Consider the following 19,281-nt stretch of genomic DNA (forward strand, 5'->3'; position numbering starts at 1 on the left):
TGGGCTAATAATTAGTGGTGGATGAACAAAACCCCCACTAATTAAAGTTTCACTTTATGTACTTTTTAGAAATGTATACAAATGCGGTAAAAACGTGCTAAACTAATTGCTTCATAATGTTAATGATGGGGCCATCAGGCGTATCATTTCAATAGGTTGAGAAACATAGTATAAGCTTAAGATAATCCGATTAAAGAAGGAATATAAAGGGCTTATGGATAAATGTACTCAAGAAGAGTTATTGTATGTGATGGAGGAATGGTTAAGAAAACATTATCTTTCATAGGAGCTGTAGTTGTGAGAAAACAAAAAATTTTATTATGTATTTTATTAGGACTTTTAATGACGGTAGTAGCTTGCGATAAGCAAGAAGAACCAGAATCGAAACCGGTTCATGTGAAAAATGAAAAGAAAAAAGAGAAGCATAAAGAACAGGAAGAATCTAAAGAAGAGAAAAGTATAAATTTAATGGACAAACAGTTGTTACTTTCAGCTACTCTTGGAGACACAGAGACAGCTATGAAGTTGATTCAGGATGGAGCGAATATAAACGTAGAAGGTGACAACGGAGAAACGCCTGTCCTTGCAGCAACGTACCAAAATCATGTAGAGACAGTTAAAGCATTAATTGGTGCAGGTGCTAATATTGAAATTAAAGATGAGAAAAAAAGTAATCCACTTCTTTATGCAAGTAGAGAAGGATATACGGATATTGTAAAAGTATTAATTAATGCAGGAGTTAATACAAAAGAAACGACTAGGTCAGGTGGGACAGCACTTATTTCTGCATCTGAGCGTGGCCATGTAGAGGTTGTTAAAGAATTATTAGAGCATACAGATATTGATGTGAATTATAAAAATGAACGTGGTGGAACAGCGCTATTAGAAGCAATTGTATTAGGAAATGGTAGTGAAAACCATAAGAAAGTAATTCAATTGCTTATTGATCACGGTGCAGATGTAAATATGGCTAACAAGGAACATCTGACGCCACTGCAATACGCTGAAAAAAGAGGTTTTAAAGATATTGTAAATATGTTGAGGGTAGCTGGAGCGAATGAAGTAGTACAGCCACAACAACCAGTAGAGTAAAAAACGAAAAATAATCCCATTTAGATAGACAGAATGAAGAAATCAGTTAGTATGATGGATTCAGTAATGTGTATTTGAATGGGATTTTTATTTTGAATATGAAAAATAGATTATGAATGGATGGTAAATGGAGTAAATAAGGAGGAAACCTTATTTTGCAATTGTAAAAAATGAAAAGGGAGTTTCTGTTTGTTGCAGTGCCAGAAGTACGCCCGTAGCTGCTGAGGCAAGTGTGGAAACTTTAGCGGAGTTTCAAGGGAACGGATATGGTACTGATGGTGTTACAGCCTGGGCGATATCAATACAAGAAGAAAAAAGCATTCCACTTTATAGTACTTCTTGGAATAATTATGCTTCACAAGCCGTTGCGAGAAAACTAAAACTAATTAACTATGGAATGAATTTGCATATCACTTAAATTTTAAAGATAGTTGTTTGCCGTTGGGATTTATTTGTATATCTAGATTAATATTAAGAAAATATGGTGAATATTAACATTCGATTAACACCTAATTAACAATCTATCAAAACTGACTTAATAAATGCGTAATATAGTAAAGGTAACAAAATAAATAGGGTAGAGAACATTTGAGAACACCCACTTACATATAATGTGCCACTTTCTTAGGTGTGCTCTATTCCCTAGAGTTCAAATAAGGAGAAAGGCGTTCTATGTAAGTAGGTGTTTTTAGTTTGGATAAAAATAGAACAGTTAGGTGGAAAAAATGTTTAAAGAACCTTATATTGCGATGATAAAGGATTGGAAAGGATACAAAGCATACAAAAAATTGCCGAAAACAGTTTTTCTTATGACTGGTTCAATGCTGGAATTACCAGAGCGTGTATATGAATTGCAGAAACATGGACATGATGTATTTCTTCATTGTGATTTTATACAAGGCTTAAATACGAATACAGAGGAAGCGCTTTTGTATATTCAAGATGTTATCGGGGCACAAGGTATTATTTCAACAAAGGGTTCAACAATTCGAAATGCTAATAAAATTGGATTGAAAACAATTCAACGTATTTTTATTGTAGATACTTTATCTCTTACTAAATCAATTGAAAATTGTAAAACGACTAAACCAAATGCAGTAGAGATTATGCCGGGGATTATGCCTTCTATTATTAAACAGCTAGTAGAGGAAATAGAGTTTCCTATTATTGCAGGAGGGTTGATTCAAACGCGAGAAGATGCGGAAATTGCAATTCGTGCAGGAGCAAGTGCGATTTCAACAAGTCATTATGAAGTATGGATACAAGAAGAAAAAAGGAGTGCAACCTTGTGATTGAATTGAAAAATGTTTCAAAGGTATATAAAAATGCAGAAGAGACAGCGGTTAAAGGCGTATCGGTTCATATTAAGAAGGGTGAATTTTTTGTTTTAGTTGGACCTTCGGGATGCGGGAAAAGCACATTATTACGAATGATCGCTGGCTTAGAAGAGATTTCTTCAGGAGATTTAATTATTAATGAACGTGTTGCAAATGATCTAGAGCCGAAAGACCGTAATCTATCAATGGTATTTCAAAATTATGCATTATATCCACACTTATCTGTAGAAGAAAATATTTTATTTGGACTTAAGGTAAGAAAAGTACAAAAAGAAGAGCGACAAAAGCGATTAATGGAAGCTATTGAAATGGTAGGATTGAAAGAGTATGTGAAAATGAAACCAGGCCAATTATCAGGCGGACAAAGACAGCGTGTTGCACTTGCCAGGGCAATTGTGAGTCAAGCACCAATCTGTTTAATGGATGAACCACTTTCGAATTTGGATGCGAAATTACGTGCGCAAATGAGAATTGAAATTAGAGAAATTCAGCAGCGATTAGGAATTACGATGATTTACGTTACCCACGATCAAATAGAAGCGATGACTATGGGAGATCGTATCATGGTTTTAAATAAAGGAAGTATACAGCAAGTTGGAACACCACTTGACATATATAACGAACCTGCAAACGAATTTGTTGCAAGCTTTATAGGTTCTCCTTCTATGAATATAAATGATGGGGAAGTAAATAAAGAAAAAGGTGTATTACATATAGGGCAATTGCAAATTCCATTATCTATTAGACAGTTAAAGCAATTACCAGAAGGAACAATTCGCATAGGCATGCGCCCTGAGCATATTGCACTGTCTGAGGAGGGACAAGAAGTGACGTTGCAATCTGTAGAAGTATTAGGGAATGAATCTATATTGAACTTTGCGGTAAATGGAACAACTTGGAGTGCGAAAGTCATCGGACAGTTACTCTTGAACAAAGGTGACAAAGTAAAATTATTATTCTCGCAAGAAAAGTTATGCTTCTTTAATGAAAACACGAATGAACGCTTAAAAGTGGTAGCTGAAGAAGAGTTGAAAGTGGTGGCGAAATAATGATCGGAGTAAGTAAGTTACCAGTTCAAACAAAGGTGTCAAAAAAGAAAAAATTATGGGGGAGAACGAAAGATTTAAGAATAGGATTATTGTTTTTGGCGCCATCTATTTTGTTATTTTCGATTTTTTTGTTCTATCCATTGTTTAGGACGATTTACTATAGCTTTTATTTAACCGATATACATGGGGAAGCTAATCTTTTCGTTGGCTTAGAAAATTATCAATACTTATTCTCTGATCCAGCCTTTTACAAAAGTATAAAATCAACTTTATTATTTGTTTTATATACAGTGCCTACGAGTATTATATTTGCTTTGTTTCTTGCATTGATTGCAAATGGAAAAGTAAGAGGTATTGGGTTATTCCGAGTTCTGTTTTCTTCGACGATGGGAATATCAGTAGCCGCTAGTGCAGTGATTTGGCTATTTTTATTTCATCCAAGTGTAGGATTATTTAATAATATATTAGCCTCTATGAACCTTCCTGCAATCGCATGGTTAACGAGTCCGGACTGGGCACTATTCTCTGTATCAGTTACAACAGTTTGGGTGAATACAGGTTTTGCATTTTTAGTTATATTAGGTGGTTTACAAAATATCGATACGTCGTTATATGAGAGTGCATCTATAGATGGTGCTAGTTATTTATATAAACTTCGCCGTGTTACATTACCGATGCTATCACCAACTTTATTCTTTATTGTAACAGTAACATTAATTAGTGCGTTCCAAAGCTTTGGGCAAATTGATATTTTAACGCACGGTGGACCAAATGATGCAACGAATTTGATTGTGTACTCGATTTACAAAGAGGCGTTTGTGAATCATCAATTTGGAACAGCAAGTGCACAAGCAATGGTATTATTTGTTTTCATTTTCATTGCTACATTACTTCAATTTAAGTTTGCTGAGAGAAAGGTGCATTATAAATGATTGTTAAACAGTGGAAACAAAATTTCCTATTATACATGCTGCTCATTATTAGTGCAGTAATGGTATTTTTTCCTGTACTGTATGCATTTTTAATAAGCTTTATGACACCAGACGATATTCAAATGAGAAGGTTATTTCCGACTCAATTTACTTTTGATAATTTTATTAATATTTTTCAAAAGGTACCGCTTTTTACATACTTATATAACAGTTTAATTGTATCGACAGTCGTTATGATTGGACAACTTATCGTATCAAGTTTAGCAGCTTATGCTTTTGTTTTTCTTCAGTTTAAAGGGAGAAACTTAATTTTCTTCCTGTTTATTTCAACGATGCTGATTCCGTGGGAAGCAACGATGGTGCCTAACTTTTTAACGATTCAAAACTTTGGTTGGATCAATAGTTTCGCCGGGATGACAGTGCCGTTTTTTGCAACAGCTTTCGGTATTTTCTTGTTACGTCAACATTTTATGACACTTCCGAATGAACTGAAAGAAGCTGCGTTTATTGAAGGGATTGGAAATATAAGATTTTTATTCAGCGTTGTAATTCCGTATTGTAAAACGAGTTTTATTACGCTTGGAGTATATAGCTTTTTAACAACATGGAATATGTATTTATGGCCACTTTTAGTGACCACTGATGAAAAAGTAAGAACAGTGCAAATCGGTGTGAAGCAGCTTCAGTCTCAAGAAGTTGCAACTGATTGGGGAAGCGTAATGGCCGGTGTTACGGTTATCGTTATTCCAACATTGATTTTACTATTTTTAGGGCAAAAGCAATTACAACAAGGATTAACAAAAGGTGCAATTAAATAACTAAGAGAAGGTGAGATTTAAATGAGTCTAGTTAAAAAAGGTGCTGCTCTATTAATGGTAGCAACAATGGCATTATCTAGTGCCGCTTGTTCAAATAGTAAAACAGAAGGAAAACCTGAAGCACAGGCAAAAGTAGCACCAGTTGAAAAAAATGGTGATAAAACTGTAATTCGCTTCTGGCATGCGATGGGTGGAAAAACACAAGGAGTACTAGATGGTCTTGTTGCAGACTATAATAAGTCGCAAAATAAATATGAGATAAAGGCAGAGTTCCAAGGAACATATGAAGAGTCTTTAACGAAATTTAGAACGATGTCTGCAACGAAAGAAGCGCCAGCTCTTGTTCAATCGAGTGAAATTACAACGAAATATATGATTGATAGTAAAAAAATCACACCAATTGATAGCTGGATAAAAAAAGATAAGTACGATACGTCAAAATTAGAAAAAGCAATTACAAATTATTATTCAGTTGATGGAAAAATGTATTCTATGCCATTTAATTCATCTACACCAGTATTAATTTATAATAAAGATGCTTTCGCAAAGGCGGGCTTAGATCCAGAGAAAGCTCCGAAAACATATGCGGAATTACAAGAAGCAGCGAAAAAGTTAACGATTAAAGAAGGCGGAAATGTAAAACAATATGGATTCTCCATGCTTAACTATGGTTGGTTCTTTGAAGAATTGTTAGCGACACAAGGTGCTTTATATGTAGATAACGAAAACGGCCGTAAGGATGCTGCAAAGAAGGCGGTATTTAACGGTAAAGAAGGACAGAAAGTATTTGGAATGTTAGATGATTTAAATAAAGCTGGCGCACTTGGAAAGTATGGAGCAAGTTGGGATGATATTCGTGCCGCGTTCCAGTCTGGACAAGTTGCTATGTATTTAGATTCTTCAGCAGGTGTTCGTGATTTAATTGATGCATCTAAGTTTAATGTAGGTGTTTCATATATTCCGTATCCAGAGGATTCGAAACAAAATGGTGTTGTTATTGGTGGAGCATCGTTATGGATGACGAATATGGTTTCAGAAGAAACGCAACAAGGTGCTTGGGACTTTATGAAATATTTAACGAAGCCAGACGTACAAGCAAAATGGCATACTGCAACAGGCTATTTCTCAATTAATCCAGATGCATATAATGAGCCATTAGTAAAAGAGCAATATGAAAAATACCCACAGTTGAAAGTAACAGTAGATCAACTGCAAGCAACGAAGCAATCTCCAGCAACACAAGGTGCTTTAATTAGTGTATTTCCAGAATCAAGAGATGCAGTTGTAAAAGCATTAGAAGCGATGTATGACGGGAAGAATAGTAAAGAAGCGTTAGATGAAGCTGCCAAAGCAACAGATAGAGCAATTAGCATTTCAGCTCGTACAAGTCAAAAATAAGAGAAAGCCGTATCCTTAAAAGGGATACGGCTTTCTTTATAGGGAGATAAGGGATCAAAGAAATGATGAAGTCTTATCTCTTTTATATGAGTAAAGGGTCTAGAGTGAATGTTGTCCTTTTCATTATTTATTTAACTCCATTGCCACTTGTTTACCATTTACGAAAACCTCTACTACCGCTACTACAACTTCCATTACTTTTTTCATCGCTCATCTCTCCTTATTTTTTGTTTCATTTCTTACTCTCAGTATAAGGAAATACAGTAATTACAACTATCGAATTGGATGACAAGAGACTTACATTGTTGTAAGGATAATAGTTTAGTTTGTAATAAAGTGAAACTGTAATCAGTGGGGGGCTTACTGCCCGTTAATGCGGGATAAATTTGATTTAAGATTAAGATTCGGAAGTTTCTGTTGTTTTGAACTATAATTAGAAAGAGGGGGGATAATATGAAAAGAATTCTTGTTATTAGTGATATTCATGGAGAGATAGAAAAGTTCGAACAGTTATTGGAAGAAGCACAATATGATGCGAAACAGGATCAATTAATCTTACTGGGAGATTATGTAGATCGTGGTCCAAATGCGCGTGCTGTAATTGAAAAGGTAAGAGAATTGAAAGAAGAGGGAGCACTCATTTTAAAGGGAAATCATGAAGATATGATGATTAAGGCGTTAACGACAAATGAGGAACGTTCATGGAACCATTGGGTAAAAAGAAATGGTGGAGATAAGACATTATATAGCTATGGATTTGTAGAAGAGGATATTGCGGTTAATGACAAAGACTTCCAAAAACCGATTTTACACTCTCGTGTATTAGAGGAACATATAAAGTTTATTCAAGAATTAGATCATTACATTGAAACAGAAGAGTATATATTTGTACATGCTGGGGTTGAACCGATGAAACGAGTTTCTGAATCTGAACCATATACGTTAATGTGGATCCGTAATGAATTTCATAATGGATATAGCGGTGAAAAGGTTGTTGTATTTGGGCATACGGAAACAAAAACGCTTCATGGTAGTGAGGATTGCGGAGTGTATTTTGGTAGTAATCGTATTATTGGAATTGATGGCGGGGCTGTGTACGGTGGTCAGCTAAATTGTTTGGAATTGCCGAGTAAAAAGGTATATGTAATAAAAAATTGAAAGAGATAAGAGGAATCTTATTTCTTTCAATTTTTTATTAAGCTAAATTTAAGACAAAGTTTTTATAATAAAACTTCAAAATTTTAGAAGGAAATAGTTAAAAATGAAACGTAATGTAACTACATTCTTTTGTTATGAAGAGAAGAAATGTAATAATAAATAGAATTGAACTATTTGATGGAAGGTGAGAGCATGCGCTTACTTGTAGTAGAAGATAATGCCTCGTTATTAGAGTCTATCGTACAAATTTTGCGTGATGAATTTGAAGTAGATACGGCAATAAATGGAGAAGATGGATTGTTTTTAGCTCTTCAAAATATATATGATGCAATTTTACTGGATGTGATGATGCCAGGGATGGACGGATTTGAAGTAATTCAAAAAATACGTGATGAAAAGATTGAAACACCAGTCCTGTTTTTGACAGCGAGAGATTCTTTAGAAGATCGGGTGAAGGGATTGGATTTTGGTGGAGATGACTATATCGTTAAGCCATTCCAGGCCCCTGAATTAAAAGCGAGAATTCGCGCTTTACTACGCAGAAGTGGTAGTTTAACAACGCAGCAAACGATTCGTTATAAAGGGATTGAATTGTTCGGAAAAGATAAAGACGTTCAAGTAGATGGACAAAGTATTAAGTTGACATTGAAACAATATGAGCTGCTAGAGTATCTCATTCAAAATAGCGGGAAGATTTTAATGCGTGAACAAATTTTTGATCGTGTTTGGGGATTTGATTCAGATACGACAGTAGCCATTGTGGAAGTGTATGTGCATCATTTGCGTAAAAAATTAGAACCATTCGGTTATCAGAAAGATATTCAAACCGTTCGAGGTATTGGATATATATTAAAAGAACAATGAAAAAGGGAAGTATGTTTCAAAAGACACGCATTCGTTTGACTATAGTGAATTCATTAGTATTTATCCTATTAATAGGTATATTAGGTAGTATTATTTATTCATACACATATAAGCGTATTTATAATGAAGTGGATCAATCTATAAAAATGATGGCTCAGTATAGAGAAAAATTAGATGTTAAAATACCACCAAGAAAACGTATGGAGAATATCCAAATTGGAGATCCGCGAGTAACTAGAATAACTTGGAATGGGAAAATAGTGAAAATAGAGGGCGATAACCGTAAATTCCGTTCTATTTTTGAAGAGAATTTGGAAAAGTTTTCTCCGGAAAAAATAGGGGAGTTACAAGATATCAAAGTACAAGGACGATATTTTAGAGCATTTTCGCTTCAAAAAGATGGAGAAATAGTTCAAATCGTGCGAGATATAACAGCGGAAGAAGGAATGTTAAATACTTTATTTTTAATTCTTATTATAGGTTGTAGCATAGGAAGTTTATGTGCAATAGGAATCGGCTTTTTCTTAGCTGGCAGGGCACTCGTACCTATTCAAAATTCATGGGAGAAACAGCAGCAATTCGTTTCTGATGCATCACATGAACTAAGGACACCACTTGCAGTTATTCAATCAAAAACGGATGTGTTATTTCAGTCACCATCCGCTACGATAGAAGAAAAAGCGATGGATATTTCTACAATTTCAAAAGAATGTAGGCGTTTATCAAAACTAGTTAGTAATTTATTATTGCTAGCCCGTTCTGATTCTAATCAAATTGAGATGGATAAGAAAATATTTGAACTCGATAAATTGTTAGAAGAAATAGTAGCTCCATATAAGGAGATTGCTTCTTATCAAGAAAAAGAAATGATACTAAAAGTAGAACGTGACGTATCTTTTATGGGGGATAGAGAGCGGATTCATCAAATGATGGTCATACTGTTAGATAATGCGATGAAGTATACAAATGAAGGTGGGCATATTCAAATTGATTGCACGCAAACGAGTAGTTCAATTCGTATACAGGTGAAAGATGACGGGATAGGAGTGAAAGAAGAAGATATTCCAAAATTATTTGATCGTTTTTATCAAGGGGATAAAGCAAGAAGTACGTCAGAAGGAGCTGGATTAGGTCTTTCAATCGCAAATTGGATTGTAGAAAAGCATTACGGAAAAATATCAGTAGAGAGCAAATGGGGAGATGGCACTTGTTTTGAAGTGATTTTCCCTAAAAACCAAAAAATATAAGTAAAAAGACGACCTTGTTTTTACACAAGGTCGTCTTTTTTTAAGGTAAAGTTAAGAAACTATTTATATTATGTATGGCATAAAGAAAGTTCGTTACATGAAGAAGAGACTAGGTGTATGTGAGTGGGGTTTATCAATCATAATGTTATCTCAAGCAGCGATGAGATGTATGTATAGTATTAAAAAAACTAGGGGAATGATGGGAAAGAAAGTATAAGAGGGAGGAATTAATTTTGAAAAAGAAAATGATGACGGTATTCACTATTGGAGTAATGAGCTTAAGTATATTAGGGGGTGCCTCTCCTTCTGAAACACAAAAAGGAAAGACTGATTACACGCAGCGCAGTAAAGAACAATTAAATAATGGTAAGATACATGCAGTGCATACAGAAGAAAAAGCAGAGAAACTAGGTATTGAAACGGAAGGAAAAGAACAAATTACACTAGAAAAAGAAATTCATGAAACAGAAGTAGGAAGGGAAGCAGAGCAGTTAGGCATATCGATTGAAGGAAAAGATGTTGGGGCGTTGTCAGAAGAAATCTATGAAACAAAAGTGAAGCAAGAAGCGTTAAAACTAGGCATATCTATAGAAAATACATCAATTGTAAATTTAATTAATCAAATTAATATGATTAAAATTAATGATGAAGCAGATAAATTAGGTATTTCGACAAATGGAAAAGAAATAGAGGACATTGCAGAAGAAATCTATGGAAAGAAAGTAAGAGAAGAAGCAGGGAAGTTAGACATTTCTCAAAAGGGAAAAGAAATTGAAGAATTAGCACAAGAGGTGTACGAACAAAAAGTGCAGGAAGAAGCAAAAAAATATCATATTGATTTGTATGGGAAAGATATATATCAAGTATTAAGAGAAATTAATGAACAAAAGGTGCTACAATTGGCAGATGAGCTTAATATGGACAAAGCGAACATGAATATTCAAGAGCTAACAGAAAAAATAAAAAAAGATCAACCTGAGAGAGAAAAAGAACTAAATTTTGTACCAGTGATTCGAACGGATGCTGACGCATTTTATTCTTATTTAACGAACTAAAAAGGGCGTGAGAGTGATACGGAGGTTTAAGTGGTATATATGTATAGCATTACTAGCTATAGCGGTATGGAGTGTATATACAAATGGAGTTACAAAGTATGTGGAGAAGTTGACATTCTTCAATATACAAAACGGAAAAGAACCGGAATTTAGTAATAATGATGAAAAGGTCATTTTATCAAGTGTACCATTAATTCAGCAACTACCAGAGCTAGATCGAGGCTGTGAAGTGACAAGCTTAGCGATGATGTTACAATACGCTGGTGTTTCAGTGGATAAGATGACATTAGCAAATGAAATAAAAAAAGTTGATTTTATAGATGATGGTGTGCGCGGGAATCCAAATGAAGGATTTGTAGGTAATATTTATACATTTTCTGAATCAGGATACGGTGTATATCATGGGCCACTTTTTCAGTTAGCGGAAAAATATTTACCTAATAAAGCTGTAGACTTAACAGGGAAGAATATAGAAGAAATTTATAAGAGTGTAAAAGCAGGACAACCGGTAGTCATGATCACAAATGCAACATTTGCACCATTAGATGCAGATGAATTTACTACATGGGAAACAAATAGTGGAGATGTTTCAATTACGTATAATGAACATTGTGTAGTGCTTATTGGATATGATAAGGAATTTGTATATATTCGAGATCCTCTTAATGAAAGTTTAGATGTAAAAATACCGAGAGAAAGTTTTGAAAAGGCATGGATGCAAATGGGGAGTCAGGCGATTAGTTATGTGAAAAGCTCTAAATGAATGAGTAAGGAAAGAGATGTAAGGAATTGTAAGAGGAGTTTTTGTGGGGGTTTTTTGTTACGAAATAAGAGAACTTGAACTTATTATATAAGCTGAAGTTCTCTTATTTTTTTATGATTACATCTTTAGAAGGAGTGAATATGTAAAAATGCATAATTGACGAAAAATTTACATGTTATCATTATATATTGTTTTATATATGTTAATTGTATAAAATGACACAAGTATCCACATTACATAAAGGAGGCTTATTATGCAAAAAATATTTAACGGGGTTAAATGTATGAGTATCAATAAAAAATTAATCATTTCATTTTTTATTATTTTAACTATACCAGGAATTATTATCGGTGGTGTTTCATATCAAACTGCCAAAACAAATTTTGAACATCAAATGACAGCTAAAGCAAAGGAGAATATTTCGATTTTAAATACTGTTATTTCTCAAAATATAGAAGAGAAATTTGTTGATGCGACGTACTTTGCAGACATCTTAACAGAGGATACATATCCAAATGGACAGGAAGAAATAGTAAGAACGAAGCTAGCGCAATATATAAAACTTCATCCAGAAGTAGAAGGTATTTATATTGGAACGCAGACAGGAAAGTTTATAAGAGAACCATTTATCAAAATGGATGATGGGTATAATCCAACAGATAGATCTTGGTATAAAGAAGCACATGAAAATAAAGGGAAAGTAATTGTTACTGCACCATATCAATCAGCATCTACAAAAAATATGGTAGTAACAATTGCAAAAGAAGTAAAAGATGGTAAAGGTGTTATAGGAATTAACTTAAATTTAGATAACATCTTGAAAATTTCCAAAATGATTAACATTGGTGAAAAAGGTTATGCAGTTATTTTAGATCAAAATAAGCAAATTGTTAGTCATCCATCTAGAAAACCAGGTGCAAAAGTTACTGATCCTTGGATTAAACCGATTTATGAAGAAAAACAAGGAAATGTCTCTTATACAGAACAAGATGATAAAAAGAATTTAATCTTTGCAACAAATGAGAAAACGGGCTGGAAAGTAGTTGGAGTTATGTTTGATGAAGAAATTACCCAAGCTGCGAATCCAGTATTTTATAAGACTTTTATTGTTATTGCTATTGCTATTGCATTTGGTAGTATATTAATTTATTTCATTACAAAGTCTATTACAGGGCCATTACGAAAAATAGCTGAATCGGCATATAAAATTAGTAAGGGAGATTTAACAGAGAAAATTACAATCCATTCCAAGGATGACATAGGGAAATTAGGGAATTCATTTAATGAAATGTCTACGTCTTTACAAGATGTTATTACCCAAATTAGCTTTTCAGCAGAACATGTTGCAGCATCGGCTGAAGAGTTAACAGCGAGCGTACAGCAAGCAAATGATGCGACAGATCAAATTACAATTGCGATGGAACAAGTATCAGGTGGGGCTGAGTCACAAAGTCAAGGTGTTGAAGAAGGTGCTGCTACATTACAACAAGTAAATACAGCAATTCAAGGTGTAACCGGAAGCGCAGAGTCAATTTCTATTTCCTCATTACATGCCCGTGAAAGAGCTGAAGAGGGAGAAGATTTAGTTGAACAAACCGCAAAACAAATGCAGTCTATTTCTAGGTCGGTATCCGAGTCAGATGCTATTATTAAACTTCTTGATGAGAAATCAAAGCAAGTAGGAGCTATTTCTGAAGCAATTCAAAACATTGCAACTCAAACAAACTTATTAGCTTTAAATGCGGCTATTGAAGCAGCAAGAGCAGGTGAACAGGGACGAGGATTTGCTATTGTAGCAGATGAGGTTAGAAAATTAGCAGAGCAATCAGGAGAGTCATCTGGAGAGATTGCAAATTTAATTGCAGAAATTAAGGCGGATATTGAACATACTGTTAAGGCGATGGATAATGTGAATGGAGAAGTTCAACAAGGCCTTGATGTTGTAACAAAAACGAAAGTAAGTTTTACGGAAATTTTAAGTTCTACTACACATATTGTTTCTCAAGTTAATCAAATGGTAGAAACAACGAAGAGAATTGCTGGAGATGCAAATGAAGTGACAAATGCTATTGATGAAATTGCAGCTGCTGCAGAAGAAAATACAGCTAGTATGCAAAGTGTTGCAGCTTCAACAGAAGAACAGGTTAATTCCATGGAGGAAATTAGTTCAGCTTCGCAAAACTTAGCTGAGATGGCAGAAGAACTACAAGCGATGACTAGTAAATTTAAAGTATAATAACAGCAGATAAGTAAGGTGAAAATAATATCACCTTACTTATTTTTCTATTCAGCAATTAGGGGAGTCATTAACAGGATGAAAAAAAGAAAAAGACTATGGAATTTATGGAAAACGATTACATTGTTAGTTTGTACAGTTGTAATTTTTTCTTTACTTGTGACAGATATATTAATTAGTCATAATGTAGAACGGACGACGGAGGATAGCCAAGCAGAGAAAGCAAAAACAATTGCACACATTGTGGCGAATGATTCGATTGTAATCGATGGTTTGGTTGGGAAAGCAGATACCTCTGCAATCCAAACGTATACAAATAGAATATTACAAAACACAGGTGTTCAATTTATTGTAGTTATGGACATGAATGGAATAAGAAAGTCACATCCAAATCCTCAAAAAATAGGGCATCATTTTATTGGGGGAGATGAAGGGCCTGCATTGAAAGGAAAAGAACATGTATCGTTAGCAGAAGGAACTTTAGGTATTTCCATGCGAGTGTTTGTACCAATATTTTCTGAAACAGGTGAACAACTTGGAGCAGTGGCTGTTGGTATTTCAGCAGATAATGTAAAAGAGAGAGTTAAGGAAAGTAGACATATCATTTATATTGGTGTCGGAGTGGGTGTATTAGTCGGAATTATAGGAGCAATATTGCTAGCTAGACATATAAAGAAAAGTTTATTCGGTCTTGAGCCGCACAGGATAGCAAAAATTCTTGAAGAAAGAAATACGATGCTACAATCTGTAAAGGAAGGTATTATTGCTGTAGATAAAGAGGCTAGAGTAACGTTAATTAATAATGAAGCGAAACGTCTATTTAAAAAAAGCGGACTTGAAGAAGATTTTATCGGTAAAGATGTTGAGTTGTATATGCCAAATTCACGTATAAAAGAAGTATTGCAAACGGGAGAAGTACAATTAAACGAAGAACAAAATATTTATGGAATTACGATTGTGACGAATCGAGTTCCTTTATATGTAAAAGGAGAAATAGTTGGTGCAATTGCAACATTTCGTGATAAAACAGAGATTAGAAAACTAGCAGAGGAACTAACTGGTATTAGACTATATGCAGAAGCATTACGGGCACAATCTCATGAGTTTATGAATAAGATGCATGTCGTATTAGGGCTTACACATATGAAACAGTATGAAGAATTACAGAAGTATATAAGCGGCATGGTATCAGAGCATCAATATGAAATTGGTGGAGTTATGAAAAGAATAAAAAGTCCAGTATTTGCTGGTTTTTTACTAGGTAAGCTCAGCTATGCTAGAGAGAAAAATATAAAATTAATTATAAGTGAAGATTCTTATATGCCGGAAATAGATGATGAAAGTATTACTCATGAACTTATTACGATTGTCGGAAATTTAATTGATAATGCATTAGAAGCAGTGACGAATTGTGAAAAGAAGCAAGTTGAAGTTGAGATACAACATGGGGATATACTAACTATTACAGTACAAGATACGGGAAAAGGTATACAAGAAAAAGAAATAGAGGAATTATTTACGAAAGGTTATTCCACAAAGGGAGATAACCGCGGTTATGGTTTGTATCTTGTAAAAGAAAGTATACAGCGAATAAATGGGGAAATTCATATGCATTCATTAGTAGGAAAGGGAACAACGATAACAATTGAAATACCTAAAGGTAGGGATGAGAGGCAAATATGATTAAAGTTTTAATTGTAGAAGATGACCCGATGGTAGCAATGTTAAATACGCATTATTTAGAACAAGTAGGAGGGTTTGAACTTGTTCAAGCAGTTAACTCAGTAAAGTCAGCGATAGAAGTATTAGAGAAATCACGAGTAGATTTAGTATTACTTGATATTTTTATGCCTGAAGAGACTGGGTTTGAGCTTTTAATGTATATCCGGAACCAAGAAAAAGAAATCGATATAATGATGATTTCAGCTGTACATGATATGGGGAGTATTAAAAAAGCATTACAATATGGAGTTGTAGATTATTTAATTAAACCATTTACATTTGAACGATTTAAAGAGGCATTAACTATATATCGAGAAAAATTTACTTTCATGAAAGAACAACAAAAAATTAGTCAATCGGAATTAGATTCGTTAATTTTACAAAAAGAAAAAAGAGAGCCTACTGTCACTAAAGAGCTTCCGAAAGGTTTAACGAAGCAAACGTTGCAATTAATTTGGCAGAAGATCGAGTCTCTGAATGGAAGAGTATTTACAACAGATGAAATGGCACAATTAGTTGGAATTTCAAGAGTTTCTATTCGAAAATATGTAATGTTTCTGACTGACATTGGGGTGTTAGAAAACGAAATGATGTACCAACATGTGGGAAGACCTGTAAGTAAATTAAGATGTGTTGATCAAAAGAAAATAGAGTTTTACGTATAAGCGACTTAATATAAGTCGCTTATACTTTTTTTAATTACAAAATCAATTACAAAACTTACAAAAACTATTTTTACTATTGAAAGCGTTTTAATATTGTTATTAAGAAAACGAGGGGGTGCCATATGGGAATTCAAAAGAATGTGGAAGCGGTATCATTTTCTGAAGGAAATGAAGTACAAAGAGAATCTTTCGCTTCTAAAATTATGAATGTAAAAATCGGTGTTATACCTTTACCATTATATGTAGTATTGGCTGCTATTATTTATGGGGCATCTGTATATAATAAATTGCCAGCAGATATGATTGGTGGATTTGCAGTTATTATGATCATGGGGATTTTCTTAGGCGATATTGGGATGAGAATTCCAATTTTAAAAAATATCGGCGGTCCAGCAATACTTTCGTTATTTATTCCATCATTACTTGTATTTTTTAACTGGATGAATCCAGCTTCAATGGAAGCTGCGACTATGTTAATGAAAAAATCGAACTTTTTATATTTATATATTTCTTGTTTAGTAGTCGGAAGTATTTTAGGAATGAACCGTAAAGTGTTAGTACAAGGTTTCGTTCGCATGTTTATTCCTTTAGTAGTAGGGACGTTAGCTTCTGTAGCAGTAGGATTATTGGTCGGTTCATTATTTGGATTTGAAATGAAGCACACATTCTTCTTTATCATCGTACCAATTGTGAGTGGTGGTATCGGGGAAGGGATTTTACCATTGTCGCTAGCTTATAGTGATATTTTAAATGAATCATCAGCAACGTTTGTATCACAGCTTATTCCAGCAGCTATTATTGGAAATATGTTCGCAATTGTAAGTGCAGGGTATATGAAGCGTTTAGGTGAGAAGAAACCGGAGCTTAGTGGTAACGGTGTATTAGTGAAAACAGACAATCAAGCAGAATTATTAAAAGAACAAAATACAGAGAAGCCAATTGACTTCTCATTAATGGGAGCAGGTTTATTAATTGCGTGTACGTTCTTCATCTTCGGAGGATTTGCTTCTAAGTTCATCGGTATTCCTGGGGCAATCATTATGATTTTCTCAGCAGCGCTTGTGAAATACTTTAAATTAATGCCAGCAAAAATGGAGCAAGGAGCATTCCATTTATATAAATTTATTTCGAAGAATTTAACTTGGCCTTTAATGGTTGGATTAGGATTGCTATATATTCCGTTAAAAGACGTAGCAGCAGTTCTTTCAGTAGGATATGTTGTTGTGTGCGCATCGGTTGTTCTTACAATGGTAGCATCAGGTTTTCTTGTAGGGAAAGTGATGAAGATGTATCCAGTTGAATCGGCGATTGTAACTGGATGTCATAGCGGTTTAGGTGGAACTGGAGATGTTGCTATTTTATCGGCTTCAAATCGTATGGAATTAATGCCGTTCGCGCAAATTTCGACTCGTTTAGGCGGGGCAGCAATGGTTGTAACGGCGACAATATTATTAAAGATGTTTTCATGATCAAACAAGCTAGCTATATTCATATAGCTAGCTTGTCAAATTAAGGGGAGATTATAAGTATGTTAGCAAATCAAATTAATGAAAGATCATTGTTATTGCATAAAGAATTAGTAGGGAAAATTGAAATTACAAGTAAAGTTGAGGTAAATTCAGCGGATGATTTAAGCCTGACGTATACACCAGGTGTAGCGGAGTCTTGTAAGGCAATTGCAGCAGATGAAGAAACGGTGTATGACTATACAGCACGTGGCAATATGGTGGCAGTTGTTTCAGATGGAACAGCAGTACTCGGCTTAGGAAACATTGGACCGAAAGCGGCTATGCCTGTTATGGAAGGAAAAAGTATTTTGTTTAAGAAGTTTGCGAATGTAGATGCTTTCCCATTATGTTTAGGCACAACGGATGTAGATGAAATCGTTACCCTTGTAAAAAATTTAGAGCCTACATTTGCAGGGATTAATTTAGAAGATATTGCAGCACCGCGTTGTTTTGAAATTGAAAAACGATTAAAAGAAGAAACGAATATTCCTGTATTCCATGATGATCAACATGGAACAGCTATTGTCGTTTTAGCAGCTGTTATTAATGCATTAAAAGTTGTTAGCAAACAAATGGATAATGTGAAAATTGTTATTAACGGTGCGGGTTCGGCAGGAATTGCAATTGGAAAATTATTATTAAAGGCTGGTGCAAAGCACATTACGCTAGTTAGCCTAGAAGGTATTGTTTGTGAAGGTGAGACATGGATGAACGAAGCACAAATTGAAGTTTCAAAAAAGACAAATCGTGAACATGTGCGTGGAACGTTAAAAGAAGCGATTAACCAAGCTGATATTTTTATTGGCGTATCTGCTCCTAACGTATTAACGAAAGAACTTGTACAGACGATGAATGAGAAAGCAATTGTGTTTGCAATGGCGAATCCAATTCCAGAAATCTTCCCTGAGGATGCATTAGAGGCTGGGGCAGCCGTAGTAGGAACTGGGCGCTCGGATTATGCGAATCAAGTAAATAATGTATTGGCGTTTCCCGGAATATTCCGCGGTGCGTTAGATGTGCGCGCAACTGATATTACAGAAGAGATGAAATTAGCGGCAGCATATGGGATCGCTAACATCATTACTGATGAAGAACGTAATGCGAATTATGTAATCCCGAATCCATTAGATAAAAGAGTTGTTCCAAGTGTTGCGGAAGCAGTAGCGAAAGCAGCTATTGATTCAGGCGTGGCACAAATTACGAAAATACCACGTTATTAATAGCTAAAAGCAGTGCCTAAAAGGCACTGCTTTTTTGAGATAAGAAATCAAAATAATGAAGAAGTGTAGAATTATTTATGTTTCTTCACTATTTATTTAATTCCATTGCAACTTGTTTACCATTCACTAAAACCTCAGTTACTGCTACGATTACTTCTATCACTTTTTTCATCTCTCATCTCTCCTCGTTCATTTCTTACTTTAAGTATAAGAGAAG

16 protein-coding genes and 1 pseudogene are annotated in these 19,281 nt (G+C 34.5%); all 17 read left to right on the forward strand.

Annotated elements, in window-relative coordinates; genetic code table 11:
• The first annotated feature begins 222 nt into the window (after nt 1–222).
• The 17 genes and pseudogenes from EBQ15_RS23430 (at nt 223) to EBQ15_RS23510 (ending at nt 19,064) form a co-directional block, all read left to right on the forward strand.
• The gene (locus EBQ15_RS23430) at nt 223–1,092 is read left to right on the forward strand and encodes an ankyrin repeat domain-containing protein (protein WP_000287336.1); all 870 of its coding nucleotides are present in this window, start codon (nt 223–225) and stop codon (nt 1,090–1,092) included.
• A 142-nt stretch (nt 1,093–1,234) separates the two neighbouring features.
• Nucleotides 1,235–1,510, forward strand: a pseudogene (locus EBQ15_RS23435) (GNAT family N-acetyltransferase); the annotation flags it as partial.
• 307 nt (nt 1,511–1,817) lie between these two features.
• On the forward strand, nt 1,818–2,384 hold the full coding sequence (locus EBQ15_RS23440; protein WP_000472003.1) for a glycerol-3-phosphate responsive antiterminator: 567 nt from the start codon (nt 1,818–1,820) through the stop codon (nt 2,382–2,384).
• Nucleotides 2,381–3,478 carry an ABC transporter ATP-binding protein gene (locus EBQ15_RS23445; RefSeq protein ID WP_000571387.1) on the forward strand — a complete coding sequence of 366 codons (1,098 nt, stop codon included), beginning with the start codon at nt 2,381–2,383 and terminating at the stop codon, nt 3,476–3,478. The genes EBQ15_RS23440 and EBQ15_RS23445 overlap by 4 nt, the downstream gene beginning before the upstream one ends.
• A complete protein-coding gene (locus EBQ15_RS23450; RefSeq protein ID WP_000580652.1) occupies nt 3,478–4,410 on the forward strand; it encodes a carbohydrate ABC transporter permease in 933 nt (310 codons plus the stop codon). Before EBQ15_RS23445 ends, EBQ15_RS23450 begins: the two co-directional genes overlap by 1 nt.
• On the forward strand, nt 4,407–5,228 hold the full coding sequence (locus EBQ15_RS23455) for a carbohydrate ABC transporter permease (RefSeq protein WP_000635946.1): 822 nt from the start codon (nt 4,407–4,409) through the stop codon (nt 5,226–5,228). Before EBQ15_RS23450 ends, EBQ15_RS23455 begins: the two co-directional genes overlap by 4 nt.
• A 21-nt stretch (nt 5,229–5,249) precedes the next feature.
• Nucleotides 5,250–6,626, forward strand: coding sequence for an ABC transporter substrate-binding protein (locus tag EBQ15_RS23460; RefSeq protein ID WP_000060602.1), 1,377 nt, complete (start codon nt 5,250–5,252; stop codon nt 6,624–6,626).
• 453 nt (nt 6,627–7,079) lie between these two features.
• Complete coding sequence (locus tag EBQ15_RS23465) at nt 7,080–7,784, forward strand: metallophosphoesterase family protein (protein ID WP_000821967.1); 705 nt, start codon at nt 7,080–7,082, stop codon at nt 7,782–7,784.
• A gap of 192 nt (nt 7,785–7,976) precedes the next feature.
• Complete coding sequence (locus EBQ15_RS23470; RefSeq protein ID WP_001238623.1) at nt 7,977–8,648, forward strand: response regulator transcription factor; 672 nt, start codon at nt 7,977–7,979, stop codon at nt 8,646–8,648.
• Nucleotides 8,645–9,895, forward strand: coding sequence for a sensor histidine kinase (locus tag EBQ15_RS23475; protein WP_082186567.1), 1,251 nt, complete (start codon nt 8,645–8,647; stop codon nt 9,893–9,895). Before EBQ15_RS23470 ends, EBQ15_RS23475 begins: the two co-directional genes overlap by 4 nt.
• 233 nt (nt 9,896–10,128) lie before the next feature.
• Nucleotides 10,129–10,950, forward strand: coding sequence for a hypothetical protein (locus EBQ15_RS23480; protein WP_000728583.1), 822 nt, complete (start codon nt 10,129–10,131; stop codon nt 10,948–10,950).
• 13 nt (nt 10,951–10,963) lie between these two features.
• Complete coding sequence (locus EBQ15_RS23485; RefSeq protein ID WP_002004381.1) at nt 10,964–11,713, forward strand: C39 family peptidase; 750 nt, start codon at nt 10,964–10,966, stop codon at nt 11,711–11,713.
• 253 nt (nt 11,714–11,966) lie between these two features.
• Nucleotides 11,967–13,949, forward strand: coding sequence for a methyl-accepting chemotaxis protein (locus tag EBQ15_RS23490; RefSeq protein ID WP_001169173.1), 1,983 nt, complete (start codon nt 11,967–11,969; stop codon nt 13,947–13,949).
• A gap of 78 nt (nt 13,950–14,027) precedes the next feature.
• Nucleotides 14,028–15,632, forward strand: a complete 1,605-nt coding sequence (locus EBQ15_RS23495) for a sensor histidine kinase (RefSeq protein WP_000746420.1) — start codon at nt 14,028–14,030, stop codon at nt 15,630–15,632.
• Entirely contained in the window at nt 15,629–16,336 is a 708-nt protein-coding gene (locus EBQ15_RS23500) for a response regulator (RefSeq protein WP_000598689.1), read from the forward strand. The genes EBQ15_RS23495 and EBQ15_RS23500 overlap by 4 nt, the downstream gene beginning before the upstream one ends.
• A gap of 122 nt (nt 16,337–16,458) precedes the next feature.
• Nucleotides 16,459–17,805, forward strand: coding sequence for a 2-hydroxycarboxylate transporter family protein (locus EBQ15_RS23505; RefSeq protein ID WP_000512722.1), 1,347 nt, complete (start codon nt 16,459–16,461; stop codon nt 17,803–17,805).
• Nucleotides 17,806–17,864: 59 nt separating this feature from the next.
• Nucleotides 17,865–19,064: an NAD(P)-dependent malic enzyme gene (locus EBQ15_RS23510; protein ID WP_000880782.1), complete on the forward strand. Its 1,200-nt coding sequence runs from the start codon at nt 17,865–17,867 to the stop codon at nt 19,062–19,064.
• Nucleotides 19,065–19,281: the final 217 nt, after the last annotated feature.

Source organism: Bacillus sp. 2D03 (assembly GCF_003946765.1).
GTDB classification, from domain to species: Bacteria; Bacillota; Bacilli; order Bacillales; family Bacillaceae_G; genus Bacillus_A; species Bacillus_A cereus.